General features: G+C 37.5%; 19 protein-coding genes and 1 riboswitch. Of the genes, 2 read left to right on the forward strand and 17 right to left on the reverse strand.

Translation table 11 applies throughout. The features are described 5' to 3' along the window. Window positions 1-3 precede the first annotated feature (3 nt). The 7 genes from ACHABU_RS02370 to ACHABU_RS02400 form a co-directional block, all read right to left on the reverse strand. Window positions 4-759, reverse strand: coding sequence for a prepilin peptidase (locus ACHABU_RS02370; protein WP_435761861.1), 756 nt, complete (start codon window positions 757-759; stop codon window positions 4-6). A gap of 144 nt (window positions 760-903) precedes the next feature. Then, on the reverse strand, window positions 904-1,263 hold the full coding sequence (locus tag ACHABU_RS02375) for a type II secretion system protein (protein WP_435761863.1): 360 nt from the start codon (window positions 1,261-1,263) through the stop codon (window positions 904-906). A 35-nt stretch (window positions 1,264-1,298) separates the two neighbouring features. Further along, window positions 1,299-1,382, reverse strand: a riboswitch (cyclic di-GMP riboswitch). Window positions 1,383-1,456: 74 nt separating this feature from the next. Further along, entirely contained in the window at window positions 1,457-2,653 is a 1,197-nt protein-coding gene (locus ACHABU_RS02380; RefSeq protein ID WP_435761865.1) for a type II secretion system F family protein, read from the reverse strand. A gap of 3 nt (window positions 2,654-2,656) precedes the next feature. Continuing rightward, complete coding sequence (locus ACHABU_RS02385) at window positions 2,657-3,697, reverse strand: type IV pilus twitching motility protein PilT (protein WP_435761867.1); 1,041 nt, start codon at window positions 3,695-3,697, stop codon at window positions 2,657-2,659. An 11-nt stretch (window positions 3,698-3,708) separates the two neighbouring features. Next, window positions 3,709-5,331: a GspE/PulE family protein gene (locus ACHABU_RS02390; protein WP_435761869.1), complete on the reverse strand. Its 1,623-nt coding sequence runs from the start codon at window positions 5,329-5,331 to the stop codon at window positions 3,709-3,711. After that, a complete protein-coding gene (locus ACHABU_RS02395) occupies window positions 5,328-5,804 on the reverse strand; it encodes a hypothetical protein (RefSeq protein WP_435761871.1) in 477 nt (158 codons plus the stop codon). The genes ACHABU_RS02390 and ACHABU_RS02395 overlap by 4 nt, the downstream gene beginning before the upstream one ends. Then, window positions 5,801-6,220: a type II secretion system protein gene (locus tag ACHABU_RS02400; protein WP_435761873.1), complete on the reverse strand. Its 420-nt coding sequence runs from the start codon at window positions 6,218-6,220 to the stop codon at window positions 5,801-5,803. Before ACHABU_RS02400 ends, ACHABU_RS02395 begins: the two co-directional genes overlap by 4 nt. A 61-nt stretch (window positions 6,221-6,281) precedes the next feature. Here ACHABU_RS02400 and ACHABU_RS02405 point away from each other — a divergent pair, with 61 nt between their 5' ends. Then, window positions 6,282-7,106, forward strand: a complete 825-nt coding sequence (locus ACHABU_RS02405) for a prepilin-type N-terminal cleavage/methylation domain-containing protein (RefSeq protein ID WP_435761875.1) — start codon at window positions 6,282-6,284, stop codon at window positions 7,104-7,106. Between the two features lie 45 nt (window positions 7,107-7,151). On the opposite strand, the gene ACHABU_RS02410 is transcribed toward ACHABU_RS02405, so the two are convergent. From ACHABU_RS02410 to ACHABU_RS02445, 8 genes are all read right to left on the reverse strand, one after another. Next, window positions 7,152-7,832: a metal-dependent hydrolase gene (locus ACHABU_RS02410; protein ID WP_435761877.1), complete on the reverse strand. Its 681-nt coding sequence runs from the start codon at window positions 7,830-7,832 to the stop codon at window positions 7,152-7,154. A gap of 117 nt (window positions 7,833-7,949) precedes the next feature. Further along, the gene (locus ACHABU_RS02415) at window positions 7,950-9,503 is read right to left on the reverse strand and encodes a polyamine aminopropyltransferase (protein ID WP_435761879.1); all 1,554 of its coding nucleotides are present in this window, start codon (window positions 9,501-9,503) and stop codon (window positions 7,950-7,952) included. Window positions 9,504-9,578: 75 nt separating this feature from the next. Further along, the gene (locus ACHABU_RS02420; RefSeq protein ID WP_435761881.1) at window positions 9,579-9,974 is read right to left on the reverse strand and encodes a DUF350 domain-containing protein; all 396 of its coding nucleotides are present in this window, start codon (window positions 9,972-9,974) and stop codon (window positions 9,579-9,581) included. A gap of 14 nt (window positions 9,975-9,988) precedes the next feature. Continuing rightward, window positions 9,989-10,654 (reverse strand): DUF4247 domain-containing protein, encoded by a 666-nt coding sequence (locus tag ACHABU_RS02425; RefSeq protein WP_435761883.1) that lies wholly within the window; start codon window positions 10,652-10,654, stop codon window positions 9,989-9,991. Window positions 10,655-10,722: 68 nt separating this feature from the next. After that, window positions 10,723-11,388, reverse strand: a complete 666-nt coding sequence (locus ACHABU_RS02430) for a PspA/IM30 family protein (protein WP_435761885.1) — start codon at window positions 11,386-11,388, stop codon at window positions 10,723-10,725. 31 nt (window positions 11,389-11,419) lie between these two features. Next, entirely contained in the window at window positions 11,420-11,932 is a 513-nt protein-coding gene (locus ACHABU_RS02435) for a DUF4178 domain-containing protein (RefSeq protein WP_435761887.1), read from the reverse strand. Between the two features lie 475 nt (window positions 11,933-12,407). Then, window positions 12,408-13,526 carry an alanine dehydrogenase gene (gene ald, locus ACHABU_RS02440; protein WP_435761889.1) on the reverse strand — a complete coding sequence of 373 codons (1,119 nt, stop codon included), beginning with the start codon at window positions 13,524-13,526 and terminating at the stop codon, window positions 12,408-12,410. A 153-nt stretch (window positions 13,527-13,679) separates the two neighbouring features. Continuing rightward, a complete protein-coding gene (locus ACHABU_RS02445; RefSeq protein ID WP_435762362.1) occupies window positions 13,680-13,835 on the reverse strand; it encodes a hypothetical protein in 156 nt (51 codons plus the stop codon). 125 nt (window positions 13,836-13,960) lie between these two features. On the opposite strand from ACHABU_RS02445, the gene ACHABU_RS02450 reads away from it, so the two are divergent. Then, window positions 13,961-14,389, forward strand: coding sequence for a universal stress protein (locus ACHABU_RS02450; RefSeq protein ID WP_435761891.1), 429 nt, complete (start codon window positions 13,961-13,963; stop codon window positions 14,387-14,389). A 45-nt stretch (window positions 14,390-14,434) separates the two neighbouring features. On the opposite strand, the gene ACHABU_RS02455 is transcribed toward ACHABU_RS02450, so the two are convergent. Both ACHABU_RS02455 and ACHABU_RS02460 read right to left on the reverse strand, forming a co-directional pair. Next, window positions 14,435-15,619, reverse strand: a complete 1,185-nt coding sequence (locus ACHABU_RS02455) for an acetate kinase (RefSeq protein WP_435761893.1) — start codon at window positions 15,617-15,619, stop codon at window positions 14,435-14,437. A gap of 18 nt (window positions 15,620-15,637) precedes the next feature. Further along, window positions 15,638-16,621, reverse strand: a complete 984-nt coding sequence (locus ACHABU_RS02460; RefSeq protein ID WP_435761895.1) for a class I SAM-dependent methyltransferase — start codon at window positions 16,619-16,621, stop codon at window positions 15,638-15,640. Between the last annotated feature and the right edge of the window lie 175 nt (window positions 16,622-16,796).

Consider the following 16,796-nt stretch of genomic DNA (forward strand, 5'->3'; position numbering starts at 1 on the left):
CGCTTATATAAGTAGATTAAAGTACCAATTGATGATTGAATCCCCGTAAAAATAAGTAATTAAAGCTGCCAAAACGATATATGGACCGAATGGCACTGGCTGCTTTCTTTCGATTACGTTAAATAGAATTAGCATCATACCTATCACAGACCCAATTACACATGCCAGGAAAAAAGCCACTAAAATCTTTTCGGTTCCGAGAACAATTCCAAGTACACCGAAAAGTTTCATATCGCCTGCCCCCATACCGCCACGGCTTATTAAAATAATAATAAAAATGAGGCCAAAGCCAATAATAGCACCAACGATTGCCGACCACCATGGATTCAAGGGTACCACAAATCGCATCACGATGAAAAATGGTAGGAAGAAAAAAAGCACCTTATTTGGAATCAACATGTAGGTTATGTCTGTTACTAGTATAATCATTAGCATAGAAACTAAAAGTAATACGGTGATCAATTCGAATTGGAATCCAAGCGTGTAATAGCTCCATGCGAATAAAATGCCTGTGAAAAGCTCAATGGTTGGGTATATGTATGAAATGCTTTGTTTGCAATGTCGGCATTTTCCACGTTGGACCAGAAATGAAAATAAAGGGATATTTTCATACCATGTTAATTGTTGCTTGCAATTCGGGCACATTGAACGGTCATTTGCGAAGGGTATATGTTGTGGGATGCGTAGTCCGACGACATTGTAGAACGAGCCGAATATTAGGCCTAGGAGGAAGAATAGGATTGTTAGGGGTGTGGTCATTTTTTTGGACTCCTTAATTCTTAATATACTTGAATAAAACGCCCTGCAATATTAGATGCAAGGCGTATATATTTCATAATATTTTAATTTATTTATGTCCTACATTTTTTAACTCAAATCTACAGAATACTTCTTGTGTTATTATTATGGTTTACCATTACCACTATAAGTAAAAGTATCGCCTGTTTTTGAAACTGTACCTGTGTAAACTTCAGAATCACTATCTCCAGGGATTTCTATGTCTCCATCTAAGAATCCAGCAGTTACTAGATCTCCAACTGACATACCCTCTGTAAACAACTCACTAAGATCAGCCAATTTCGCGGCATTTTCAATTAACTCAACATTTGCTAGTTTTGCATCATTCTCTGATTTAGTAATTATTCCACTAACACTAGGCACCGCAATCGCCAAAATAATCCCCAATATAACAATAACTGCCAAAAGCTCTACCAATGTAAAACCTTTCTCTTTCTTCATCATCTTCTTCATTTTTTGTAACATAACATCTCCGCCTTCCTTAATCTAAGTTTCTATTAATTCCAGTCGGCCGGTTGCACTACTCACTCCAAATTACCCAAGTGCCCAAATATAGGTAATTCATCATCGTATCCTACTAAACTCCTATTACTTTTTCATTATATTATACTTTTTACCATATTTCTACAATTATCTTCACTAAATTTTGAATAAATTACTACATATTCTCAAACATACCAAACATTGGTATAACGATTGCCATTACAATACTACCAACCATCACGGTTAGTATAATAATCATCAATGGCTCGATTAATATTTTGATCCGACTTGAAAGCTGATCAACTTCTTCTTCATAAAAATCGGCAGCTTTAGTAAGCATATGATCCAATGTACCTGTTTTTTCACCAATTTGTATCATTTGTACAATTAATGTTGGGAATGCCCAGTGGTCTTTCATCGGCTTCGTCAGTGAGTCTCCAACTTCCAATGACTTCCTTGCCCGGGTTAGTGCATTCTCTATCACCCTATTTCCAACTACCTTTTCGGTAATTTCCACCGATTGCAAAATAGGTACAGCACTATTGACAAGTGTGCTCAATGTTTGGGTCATCCTAACCAATGCGCCTTTATGAACGAGTACCCCGAGAAAAGGAAATTTCATTTTTATCAGATCCATTCGGTATTTTACTCTATCGTATTGAATCAAATATTTGTATAAAACGACGACGATTGCAATGACGAATAGCAGCATCCACCAGTATTTCCCTGCAAAATCACTTAGGTTGATGACGAACTGGGTATACGTTGGAATTTCCTCACCCATGGAGCTGAACATGCCAACAAACTGCGGTACGATAAAAACAAGCAGAAAAATACTCAAAATAACGGTAATGACTCCTACCACACTTGGATAAAGCAGTGCTGAAATTACCCTTTGTTTGTTCCGGTATTGCTTTTCATAGTAATCTGCCATTTCATTCAGGATTTCATCCAGTTTTCCGCTTACCTCACCGGCATGAATCATATTTACAAGCAGTTCCGGGAAAATCTTCGGATGCCGCTCGCATGCTTTGGATAGAGGCTGACCTTGGTCAAGCTGTTTATCTATATCTGCCAGGGCGTTTTTTAATGCGTAATTGTTGGTCTGCTGCATCATCGTTTTGGTCGCATCGGAAATCGAGATCCCCGCATGTATCAATGTGGAGTATTGTCTGAGAAAAATAACGAAATCTTTATTCTTTACTCTGTTTTGTAAAATAATATCTTTATTCCAAGGCTTTGTTTCCTCTATTTCAAAAATGATTAATCCATCTCTTTCAAGCTGTGAGAGTGCGATGTTTTTCGTATCTGCTTCGATCTTTCCCTTTATCTTCTGACCCGATATTCTCCGCCCACTATATTGAAAATTCATCCTTTAGAAGCTCCCTCCCTGCATAAACGGAGCAGCAGTTTCAAAGTCAATTTCATTTTCATGAATCAATCGTTTCAAATCCATCTCAAGCGTATGCATCCCCTTGTCTCTTGATGTTTGGAGCACATTTTGAATCTGATGCAGCTTTTCATTACGAATCAAATTTTTAACAGCAGACGAATTAATTAATATTTCCGTTGCAACCCGTCGATGCATTTGGTCCTTTGTAATGAGCAACCGTTGAGAAATGACTGCCTGTAAGATGGTTGATAATTGGATTCGTATTTGTCCCTGCTGTTCGGGAGGGAATACATCGATGATGCGCTCAATTGTGGAGACAGCATCGGTTGTATGTAACGTTGCAAAAACCAAATGACCCGTTTCAGCAGCCGTAATGGCTGTAGAAATGGTTTCCAGGTCCCGCATTTCTCCGACCAGAATCACATCTGGATCTTGACGAAGACTTGCCCGCAGTCCATTCACAAAATTATTCGTGTCAAATCCAACTTCACGTTGGTCAATAATTGATTTATTATGCGAATACATGTACTCTATTGGATCCTCCAAAGTAATGATATGTTTTCGCATGGTTTGGTTTATATAATCAATCATGGAAGCCTGGGTCGTGCTCTTTCCACTTCCTGTTGGCCCAGTTACTAGAATCAGCCCTTGTGGATAATGAACCATTTCTTTTGTGATCAACGGCAATTTTAATTGCTCGATGGACGGTATTTCAGCTGGTATAATTCTAACTGCAAAGGATAATTCCCCGCGCTGATAGAAGGTGTTCATCCGGAATCGGGATACACCATGAATCCCGTAGGAAAAATCCAGTTCCCGTTTTACACGGAGGATCTCTAATTGTTCTTCCGTTAAGATTAGACTCACAATCTGTCTTGTATCAGCTGGTACAATTTTTGGAAAATCCTGTTCGACCAAGTTCCCGTTTATCCGGAAGATTGGTGCTTTTCCGACGGTTAAATGTACATCCGACGCCTTTTTTTCATACGCTTCTATTAACCATTTTTCAAATTCTCGCTTCATCTCAATTCACCCTATACATTAATGGATACTTGCATAATTTCATCGATTGTTGTCAATCCTGATTTCACTTTTTCCAAACCATCTTGAATAAGGAAAGCCATCCCTTGTTCTTTCGCATAATTACGAAGATCGCCAGTCGATTTATTGTTCAGCAACATACTTTTCATCCTATCGTCGAGTACGAGGACTTCATGGATTGCAATTCTTCCACGATAACCCGTATGGTGACATACACTACAGCCCCCACCATGGAAAACATGATCTGCTTCTACGCCGTTTTTGGAAAATATCTCTTTTTCCATTTCAGTCATTTCCCGTTCTGTACGACAGTCGCGGCAAATTTTACGTACTAAACGTTGGGCAACAACACCGGATAAAGAAGAAACAACAAGATATGGTTCGATTCCCATGTCGATGAGCCTTGGTATGGATTCCACTGCACTGTTCGTATGCAATGTACTGAATACTAAATGACCAGTTAGCGACGAGCGTATCGCAATTTCTGCCGTATCCTGGTCACGTATTTCTCCTACCATAATTATATTTGGATCCTGTCTTAAAATAGAACGAAGGCCTTCAGCAAAGGTTAAACCGATTTTACTGTTTACTTGTACCTGGTTAATCCCTTCCATCTGATATTCTACTGGATCCTCCACCGTTATAATATTTACATTCTCGGAATTCAACATATTCACAGAAGCATATAGTGTAGATGTTTTCCCGGATCCTGTTGGGCCAGTCAACAGGACAAGTCCGGACGGTTGTTTAATTAGATCACTGTATTTTTTTCGATTTTCTTCTGAAAAACTAAGTTCTGTCAAATCCATCATGGCGTTATTCAAATCAAGAATACGGATGACTACCTTTTCTCCATGAACTGTAGGTAGACAAGAAATTCTTAGATCGACTGGCGTGTTGCCGACTAACGTCTTGATGCGTCCATCCTGTGGCAATCGAGTTTGGGTAATATTCATATCTGCCAATATTTTAATCCTGGCAACGAGCGAATTTTGCATCTGTTTAGGAACCATTTTCTCTGTTTGCAAACGTCCATCAATACGATAGCGGATATGAACATTTGCAACGTGCGGATCAATATGTATATCACTCGCTTTTAATTGAACCCCCGTATTCAGGAGCTGATCTAGCAAACGGATTACCGGTGCCTCTTCTCCTTCATTCGAATCCATCATCATATCTGAATCATTTTTAAAATAGTGCTTATTAATCGCAAATAATATATCGTCTTTTGCAGCGATTACTGGTGAAATCGTAAATCCTGTCCCAATTTCCAAATCATCGATGACAAAATAATCCATCGGGTCATGCATGGCAATTGTCAGTGTGTTATCCTGTATTTTCAATGGCATAATGATATTCTCTTGAGCAGCTTCCTTTGTCACGAAACTGAGCACATTTTCTTCAATTGGATAGCGATATAACGACACATGTGGAATACCCAATTGAAACTCGAGAACTTCAATAAGCTGCTGTTCGGTTATAAAACCATGTTCGAGCAAAGCATCTCCCATTTTTTGATCATCTTTTTTATTTTCAAGTGCTTCCATTATCTGTTCCTCGGAAACAAGACCTGCATCCTGAAGCAAATCTCCTAGACGTTTTCGTTTCATCATTCGGGTTCCTCACTTTCATCTTGTTCAGTTATGTTGATGACGATGGTTCCATTAGAAGTTGCTTCTGCATCAGTAACAGCGCCTACACTTTTAAAATGAATACTTTTCTCATCTTCGTTATAGCCTTCAAAAGTGATTTCATATGTTCTATTTTCATCAACATGAACCGGTTGCTCTACACTACTTAATAAATCATCTATGAATAGTTGTACAACATTAGTAAGTTCATCTTCTTCTGGATTCTCGTTCATTTTCTCCTCTAGAAGATGTTGATTTATTTCAACTAGTCTCTGAAAATAAGTAACACCCATCTCGGCAACAAGCTGGGCATCTATTTGTTTCTCCATTGTAGTTACCTGTTTGGTTGTATTTGTTACTACAGTAAATAAACCCAATATAAACACAAGAAATAAAGTAATTATCATTACCGTGAGTACGAGTGCAGCACCTTTTTCATTTCTATATGTTTTCATTCTAAATCACCTGAAATATAGGTATACGATTCACTAACTAGTTTCCCAGACTCAGTAAGTATATTAATCTTTGTACGATATAAATCCGGTTCTTGCTCTTCGCAAGTATTTAACATTGATTTATAATTAATCCCATTTAACGTATATTCTTTATAAAAGACATCTTCTCCTTGATACGTATCACACTGTTGGACATTATCAAAGAACGCATGTACATCTAAATTTTTAACTTCACTGCTTACTTGAGGCAATAGATTACTAGCGACCAATTCATCATCCGTTGTCTGTGTCCAACTCATTATTTGTGGAAAAAATGGTAATAATGTACCAATTACCATTACTAAAAGCGCAATAGATGCTATAATTTCAATAAGGGTGAACCCCTTGCTGTTCCACATTTTAAATTTATTATACAAAGAAGTTCACTCCTCAAACGTGACTTTTCTACTATTATACCATTTTATGGGATGTGAAAAAATGAAATTTCGACAATTTACAAACACAAAAGGAATGACATTGGTAGAGTTGCTTGCTGCCCTTAGTTTATTTGCGTTGGTAATTGCTCTTTCTTCGACGGTTATTATTCAGATGGTAAGTGGGGAAAGTAATACTAGCAATGATATTTCATTGAAGCAGGAAACAAATTTGTTAATAAATGAGATGAGAACTGATTACCAGAAAAAAATTAAAAATACGAGCAACAATGAAACATTTAATATTTGCTATCAAAATGAATCAATAGAAATTTACGAAATAATAATAAACAATGAGATAGTTACGATTGAAAGTAAATGTACTGCTGAGGAATTTGGAAAAGGAGAAAATTTGGACATTCAATTAATTACCCAAAATAATTCAGAAGAGCTTTTCGAACTTGATACATCCTTCATAACGAATACAAATGATTCTCCAATTCAGATAACGATAGATAATGAAAAAGGGGAGGAAAACCCTGATGAAATCAATTGGACTCCTGTTTCTGAAATTCGTTGTGAATATGAAAATAACACGACATTAAAAAGTTTACATTTTAAACACAACAACAAAAACTGTCTAAAAGAAGATAATTTTACTATTTATACCGTAAAAGGGGATGCAAAGTTTGATGGTACTATTAAATTGCAAGTTAAAACAAAACTAATAATATATGGAACACTATACTTAACCGACAAAAGTAAAATCGTGGTAAACGGGGGCAACAGTCACAATAAAGGAGAGGTCTGTGTGGAAGCTAAAGATGGTATTATTTATCCTCAAGATAAAAATGAAGATAATTACGAAGATATTTTTAGTTGTTCATAATGATTAAATAATTAAACCCGTGAGTTAATTCTCACGGGTTTAATTTTATAACTCCATCGCTTCCCCAATCTCCATCACTCTACCTTCACCAGTCTTTACCTTCTCGGCCCATGCTTTCGGGTCCTGGTCAATCATTGGGAACGTATTATAGTGAACGGGAACAGATACTTTTGCATTAATCCAATCAGCTGCAACAAGCGCATCCTCAGGTCCCATGGTGAAGTTATCGCCAATTGGGATAAAGGCTACTTCAATATCATTCATTTCACCGTACATTTTTAAATCGCTAAATAATGCCGTATCTCCGACATGATAGATGGTTTTTCCTTCCACCGTTAGTAGAATCCCAGCTGGCATTCCACCATAAATCACCGCTCCATTATCTTCTGTATAGGCCGAACCATGAAAAGCTTGTGTGAACTTTACGGTACCGAAATCAAATTCGTGTGCGCCACCGATATGCATGGGATGTGTTACCAATCCTTTGCCTCCCAGGTAAACAGCAAGTTCGTTAGGGGCCACTACCAATGCATTATTTCTTTTTGCAATTTCGAATGTATCACCAACATGATCATTATGTGCGTGCGTCAGTAAGATAACATCAGCTTTCACTGTGTCGGCATCAAGGTCACATGCTTCATTTTCCGAAATAAATGGATCAATTAAAATTGTGTGACTATCTGTAACAACCTTTACAACCGAATGTCCATGATAAGATAATTTCACGCTAACCTCTCCCTTTATAAACTATTTACTCTATCTATTCGACAAAGCATTTATGATTCCTCTACCCTTTTGGAAGATTTTTTAAAAGTAATACAGTTTTTTCATTACCAAAAAAGTTTAATAATTTTGCCAAGCCTTTTCATAAAGTTGAATTAAATGGGGATCAATTAACGTATTTGGTTTCAACTCTAGCTTATTCCCATTTGATTTCTCTATCTGTTGATCTTCATCCTTCCCAAAACTAGCTAGCGCAGGAAGTAAGTCATTTGTTAAAAATCGGGTCGGTACGGTTATGTCAATTTCATCCAAGTCAATTGGATCACGGCTTGCTAGCACAAAGCCCCAATTTCCGAAACTAGGAACGTCTACATGCAAATTCTCTGTAACTAATCCGGTTGATTCTACCGTTTCAGCTATTGTCCAATATACTTCCGTTGCAAATACTGGGCTCGTAGCCTGAACCATGATTGCACCACCAGGCTTAGAATGATTCCTTACTAAAGAATAGAACTCTTTTGTATAGAGCTTGTTTAAACTCTCATTATTCGGATCAGGCAAATCAACAATAATCACATCAAACCAATCATCTGTTTCCTTTAAAAATTCAAAAGCATCGGTGTTTTTCACTTCTACTTTTTCATTTTTCAAGGCACCTTCATTCAATTTCAATAATTCCTTATTTGTATTGGCTAATTCCACAACAGCTGGATCTAAATCAACCAATGTTATTTTCTCAACATCCTCATACTTAAGCACTTCTTTTGCTGCAATTCCATCGCCGCCACCGAGAATCAATACATTTTCATGATTGTCTGCATGCGACATGGTTGGATGAACGAGCACTTCATGATAACGGTACTCGTCCGTTGAACTAAACTGTAACGACCCATCCAAATAAAGCCGCACATCCTCATCTGTATCCTGTGTTAGTATAATCTTCTGATATCTGCTTTCCTCCATATGCATAATTGGATCTTTATACATTTTCTGTTCAAAACTAAATGCAGTCGCTTCTCCGAAAAACAGACCAATGATTAATACAATAAAAATACCTAGACCAATGAGAGCATGAACCATAAAATTGCGGATTTCTTTTCGGAATAACCATAGAACAATCAGAGCTACTGTAACATTTATACATCCGACCAAAAATGCTGATTTCACCATCCCTAACTGTGGACGCAGGAAAAATGCAAACATTAATCCGCCTATTAAACCGCCGGCATAATCGGAAAATAAAACACGCGCCGTACTTCTATTTAACTCTACTCCGATTTCATTTGCTTTGCGAATCAAGATTGGCAATTCAAAACCAGTTAAAGCTCCAACTAAAATGGTGATGGAATACAAGAACAATGCATCTGTTCCGGATGGTGCGAAGGCTGTAATACCAAACATTGTAAAGCTGGAAAAGCCTCCAATAATGGCAACTCCAAATTCAATCCAGACAAAAGCAAGGATTAAATGCTTCATTACCTTTTCACTGAGACTAGCACCAATTCCCATCCCGGTTAAGAATAAGGAAATGGTTAGTGTATACTGTGTAACGCCATCCCCCAATATGTATGAACCCAATGCGCCAAACAAAACTTCAAAAATAATTCCGCATATCGATACTATTCCGGATGACCAATAAATTATATTACTTTTTCTTTTCGCTGCATCATTCATTTTCTACCACTCCGTCTATAAACATGCAAAAAAATAAAGGCGGCCGAGACATAGGCTCAGGCCGCTTCACTCTATTTATGTAATTGATGCACCAATTACAAATGCTAATCCAATCGATACACTCATGGACACAATTGCCACTGCAACATTATTATTTTTTAACTGCTCTTCCACAGAAAATTTTCTTGTAAATAAATCAAATAACAAATAAGCAATCATTTGTAAGACAACCCCAAATGCACCCCATATTAACGTTTCATAAATATAGGAACTGTTATAAATTGCAAATGCAAGTATGATACATATACCGATAATTTTTCCTGAAATCGACAATGCTACTGCCGTATTTCCTTTTTGAACTTCTTCCATATCTTTATATTTTCGCGTTAAATTTTCAAAAATAAACAAACCAATTAAAACGATTACTACTGAAATTAAAAAATAAGCAATTGTTGCTATAAATGGTTCCATTTAATCATCCTCCTTTATTTTCCTGTCCCCGGGCCACCACCACGAAAGGTTGTATTACCACGAGTACCTGTACTTGAAGCGGATTGTTTACCTGTATATCCGCCATAACAACCCCCTGTTTGGCAGGCATTTGTTCTATTACTGCTCCAATTATTTCCAAGTAAACTGTCCAGCATCCGTATGGTAAAGTATGTACTTAAAAAACTAGGTGCATAATTTCTTTTCACAAATGCTTCACTTGCCACCTCGATTAATAATACATCGGCATCATCTACACTTGGTTTTAATGTCACAAAATAATCGGGGTAAATAAAGACTTGCTGGTTATCTACCACTTCACTTGTTTCGTCCGGTTCAGCCACGGAGCTAATTGTCGTTGCAAGCTCTTCAAGATTGAACTCGGTTGTTGCGTAAATTTCGGACGTCGTACCTGAATCATCTGAGACCGTATCCATTAATGGAAAATTAGCTGCTATAAGTGCATTAATCTGTTTGCTTGGACTTTGGTTGATGGATGAAATAATTTCATCTTTTGACGGTTCAGGTGGCATATCGTCTGCTGTAATCGTTATTTCTTGACTCATACCTCTATCTGCACCGTTCGAAAAAGGGGAAGAACATGCGCTTAATACAAGTATAGTAAATAGTAATACAATAAATGCAATCCATTTTTTTTGCAACTGGATCCCCCTCTCAATACATATAAGGAGCAGTGATGACTGCTCCTTATTCTATTTATCATTTCCTATTATTTGCCCATTTTTTCTTTTAATTTAGCTAATTCATCATTTACATCACTATTTCCCAAATCTTCAAATTCATCGTCTAGTGTACGACTGGATTGTGAAAGGTCATCACTTGTCTCTGCTTCTGCTTCAAACTGCATGACTTTTTCTTCCATACGATCGAATCCTTGCTTGGAAGCATCATTTCCAATGGAAGACATGGTGCGATTCATTTTTGTTCTAGTTTTTGCGGATTCTGCACGTGCTTTTAAGGAATCCTTTTTCAAGTTCATTTCCTGGTATTCTTTTTTCATTTCGTCCAATTTTGTACGAAGCATATCTGCATCGCTTTTCGCACGTTCCCATGATTCATTTAAAGCAGTTGCTGTTGTATCATGATCCTTTTTATCTTCCAAAGCACGTCTAGCTAAATCATCATTCCCAGCTTCAATAGCCTGCTCTGCTTGTTTCTGTCTTTTATCAACTAATGCAAGTGCATCATTTGCTTTACGTTTCAACATTTTCTCATTAGCGATTTGTTTTGCGACGGATGCTTCCACATCACGAATATCATCAGCCATATCACGCATATACTGATCCAGTAATTTTACCGGGTCTTCTGCTTTATCTAGCATCGAATTTAATTCTGAGCTCACTACCGTTTTTACACGTCCAAAAAATTTAAACATATTATCTCCTCCTCATAATTTCTTGATTCCTTTAAATAGATCCTGCTAAGATTTTAATCTCATATGCTTCAATTGGATACCCAATACTTGCTTCAACCTCTGTTCCCCACGATTCAAGACTGATAAAATTCTCTTCGCCGTCATCTGCGTATTCAGCGTAATGACTTTCTGTACCATTAACGTTCGCATTTCTGCCTTCCCCTTGAATCCTTGCTGTACCTTTTTCTTCCAGATAGTAGGTCTTATTTTCGTAGGTCACTTGTTTCGGATATGGTGTGGAGACCTGCATTTGAATCTTCTTATAGATGCCGAGCTCAAGCTCATCATCCATTTCAGCTGACAGCCAGACGGTATCATTTCCTTCTAACAGTTGATATCCAAACCATTCATATCCGCCATCCCGATAAGTGATTTTCCCGACCACTTCGAAATCTCTTAGATCATAGGTGATGATATCACCGATCTTTATAGATAAGGCCGTTCGTTCTTTTGGTTCTGGCTTATGTTTATCTTTTTTTGAAAAAATATTAGAAAACAGACCCATGTTTTCACCTCGCATGTCATTCGATTTCTTTGTTCCTTCAGTAATACGTACTCGTTTGGTAAAAGGTTTCATATAAACAAAATATTTCTTAAAAGGTGAAAAAATCTTTTCCTTTGATATCTTTATTATAATATAAATGGAAGTGGTAAACATGAATGAACTCTCATTTGGAGAATTTATTTGCGGAATTGAAAAATAATAACTTGGTTTGAATGTAATAAGCGCACGCTTCCCCAAACCATTGCTTTAGAACACTAGAACACGATCATATCACATTGGAACGATTTCAAGCAATTAAACGAATATTACCGAACACAACTATTTTTGATGCAAATGAAATTCTCTCCAATCTATGAATAGTGAAAAACAAAAAAGAATATCCATTATTAAAACATGCAGCTGCTCTGGCAGATTTTAGAGTGGACCTGTGGGATAGCAAAAGAAGAGCAATGTGTGCTCTTCTTTTTGATAGGACCTATTTTTGCAATAAAACATGTGCATCGTCAAATTCCAAACCATGTGCTTCTGCTACTGCTTGATACGTAACATAGCCATCCAATGTATTAATCCCTTTTAGCAAGGCTTCATTTTCAAGACATGCTCGTTTGTAACCCTTATTGGCAAGCTGCAATGCATAGGGTACGGTAACATTTGTAAGTCCAATTGTAGAAGTACGTGGAACAGCACCAGGCATATTTGCAACAGTATAATGAAGTACGCCATGTTTTGTGAATGTTGGTTGATCATGGGTTGTAATACGATCACTCGTTTCAAAGTTCCCACCTTGATCAATCGCAACATCCACGATGACAGACCCCTCGGACATTAGTTTGACCGTTTCTTCTGTTACAAGTTTAGGCGCCCTCGCACCAGGGATCAGAACAGAACCAACCACAAGATCGGACTCTTGAACAGCCTCCTGGATATTCAATGAATTGGAAATCAAAGTATTTATCGATGTACCGAAAATATCATCTAGTTGACGCAAGCGTTCCGGGTTCAAATCGATAATCGTAACATCTGCACCTAATCCGATAGCTATTTTAGCAGCATTTGTTCCAACTACACCGCCACCAATAATGGTAACTTTCCCTCGTTTAACTCCTGGAATTCCGGAAAGAATAATTCCCTTCCCACCTTTTGGCTTTTCAAGGAATTGTGCACCAATCTGTGTAGCCATTCTCCCAGCAACTTCACTCATAGGAGTCAATAACGGCAAGGTGCGATTTGGAAGCTGAACGGTTTCATAAGCAATTCCAACCACTTTTTTATCAATTAATGCCTTTGTCACTTCCGGTTCATTTGCTAAATGCAAATAGGTGAACAAGATCTGGCCTTCATAGAAGTAATCAAATTCTTCATGCAAGGGCTCTTTTACTTTAATCACCATTTCCTGTGACCATGCTTCTCTTGCACTATTTACAATTACAGCACCTGCAGCAGTATATTGTTCGTCGGTAAAACTGGATCCAACACCCGCTTCTGTTTCCACAAAAACATCATGTCCCGCATTTTTCAATGTGAGTATTCCGGATGGTGCCATTGCAACTCTGTTTTCATTGTTCATGATTTCTTTAGGTATACCTATTCTCATCTCCATACCCCTTTCAGGACCTAAGTATGTATTCCGAATATCTCCAGCATAGTGCTAATACAATTGTATCAGATGGATGTATAATAATCACGATTATTTAAAAAAGGAAGACAGAATGAAAACTATCTTCCTTTGCTACTCCTAGTATGAGGATTAATTTTTACGGTTATTGAAGGTATAGATGTTTTTGTTATTATGCATCTGTTCAACGACACCACTTTGGTAGCTTTCATTTAATTGATTTCGAACGGCATCTACACCTTTATCGTCTTCATAAAATCTGCGCTTCTTACCTTCTTTTTTAGACAACATCATCACCTCCGTACGTGTAGTATGCCCGGTTTTCTGTAACAGTGTTGTAACTAATATTACCAAAAATTGATTGTAGCGCTTTCATAAAGGGTATATACTTATAATGAAAGGGGAGATTTATAATGGAATATAAAAACATTGTTGTGGCGGTGGACGGCTCTGAAGCTGCTGAAAAGGCTTTTCAAAAATCCTTGGACATTGCAAAAAGAAATCATGCACGTCTTATCCTTGCTCACGTAGTGGACTCCCGCACTTTTGCAACAGCAGAAGCGTATGACCGTACATTGTCTGAAAGAGCGGAAGAGTATGCAAAAGAATTACTTGATTCTTATGTGGAGAATGCCAAAACAGCAGGAGTGAACGATCTCGTAAGATGTATTGAATATGGTTCCCCTAAAGTAAAAATAGCAAAAGATATTGCCAGAAATTTTAAAGCAGACTTAATTATTTGTGGAGCTACAGGGATGAATGCCGTCGAACGCTTCCTGATTGGTAGTGTCTCTGAAAGCATCACAAGATATGCATCATGTGACGTACTTGTCGTACGATAAATAAAAAGGCTTTGTCATAAATCCTCATGACATAGCCTTTTCTTCTTATTTACTTAAACGCACCGTGTCTCTTGCAATCATTACTTCTTCGTTTGTTGGAATAATAATAACTTTAACTGGTGAATGCGGGTAATTAATAAATTGCTCTTTACCACGTACTTCGTTTAACTTCGGATCCCAGTATATTCCCATAAATTCAAGTCCAGTTAGAATTTTTTCTCTAATTGTTGTACTGTTCTCTCCAACGCCAGCTGTAAAGATGATGGCGTCTACACCATTCATTTTCGCAGCATAGGAACCAATGTATTTATGAATTCTTCCAGCAAATACATCCAAAGCAAGTTCTGCACGTGGATTCGTATCTGTTTGCTCCTCGATATCACGTAGATCACTGGAAAAACCAGATAATGCAAGCATGCCACTTTCTTTATTTAAAACGTCAATAACTTCATCTGCATTTTTACCAGTTTTGTCCATAATGTACGGAATTAATGCAGGATCAATATTACCGGAACGAGTCCCCATTGTGACCCCAGCAAGTGGTGTGAATCCCATGGATGTGTCAATGGATTCACCATCCTTAATCGCAGTAACACTTGCACCATTACCGATATGACAGGATATTAAGCGCAAATTATTTAGTGGAACACCCATTAAATCGGACGCACGTTCTGACACATATTTATGTGATGTACCATGGAAACCATATTTGCGAATACCGTATTCCTCATAATATTCTCTTGGTAAGCTGTATAAATAAGATGATTCCGGCATCGATTGATGAAAGGCAGTATCGAATACTGCAACCATAGGAATAGTTGGTAAAATCTCTTTAAATGCATGAATACCAGTTAAGTTTGCCGGATTGTGCAATGGTGCTAATTCTGCGGTTTGCTCAATTTTAGCAATCACATCATCTGTAATCAGAACCGAGTCACTGAAATGTTCCCCACCATGAACGACACGGTGTCCAATGGCATCAATTTCATCTAATGATTGAATAACGCCTGTGGAAGTTAAAGATTCCAATAGCATTTTAACAGCAACACCATGATCGGGAATATCTACTACAGTTTTATCCTTGCTCCCATTCGCTTCGACTGCAAAAATAGAATCATTCATTCCGATTCTTTCCACTAGCCCGATTGCAGCAACGACTTCCTCCGGCATTTTAATCAACTGAAATTTTAAAGATGAACTACCTGCATTAATAGCTAATACGTTACTCATTGATGTCAACTCCTATAATTATTTACTGTACGTGTCAAACCACGCATTCATTTTTCCAAGAATGTCTGCCATCGCATTGGAATTTTTAAAAGATGGCATTTGGACAAGCAACGGCTGTTTCGGTGTACTTGTATGTTGGCCTTTCTTTTGCAAAATTAAAATACTCTTGGCATTCTTTTCTGATTTAAAAGCAGTTTCAGGTAAACGGATGATCCCTACAATGTGAGCATACTCCTGAATATAGGCATGCAGCTTATCAGATTGGTCACTGTCAAAAAGAAATTCAGGGACTACAAAAATTAAATATCCTGCTTCTGTTGTGTATTTCAAACTTTGCTCGATTAACAGATGATGGGAGTAGGAGTGACCTGAATCTGCTTTTAATTCAAAATCATTTGCTCGAATATCATCTGGATAATAGCCGACTGGAAGATCAGCTACAATAAGATCTACCGGATCCATCAAAAAGGGACTTAAGCTGTCTTGGTGGAAAAATTCAATTTGTTTTTTCTGCAGATTTGCACTTAATACAGATAACTGGATCAGGGTTTGATCCACCTCACTTGCAAACGCAGTAACTTTCTGTTTAAGCTGAGCAAGAACCGTTGTTAACAAATTCCCGGTCCCACTTACAGGATCAAATACCCTTAGGTTTTCTTTATCCTTTGTCAGTTTATCGGATAGATACCCGACAATAAGGCCAACCGTCTCAGGAGTCATTAAATGCTGTTGTTGTGTGGATCCCTTCATTCCTTTTAAGATAGCAAGCTGAACGGATTTGCGTATTTCATCCGTACTGTAGGAATGAAAATCTATTGTTGTTAACGTGTTTTCTAGTTTATGCGATAAAATATCGTCCATATCCTCAGGAGCACCCTCATAAAAGAGAATTTCCATTGTGATAGTCAAACTATCCAAATATGTTTCATTTCTATGCTGCCTGATTAACTCTGTCGCTTCATCTAACCAGCCGAATAATGTTTCAACACCTGTTTTTTCCATGAAACAATCCTCCATTCGTTCTTTTCACAACTTTTCTATTGTACCAATCCAATTGGTTTATGTAAAAGGAATAAGAAGAAGGATGACTCTTTTTTAAAAGAAATCACTTGGTGAAAGATTGAGCAACCTTTGACTAGGAAAATCTCTCCAAGTAGAGATGGAGAGATTTTCTATC

The organism is Oceanobacillus sp. CF4.6, assembly GCF_051262635.1.
Classification (GTDB): Bacteria; Bacillota; Bacilli; order Bacillales; family Amphibacillaceae; genus Oceanobacillus.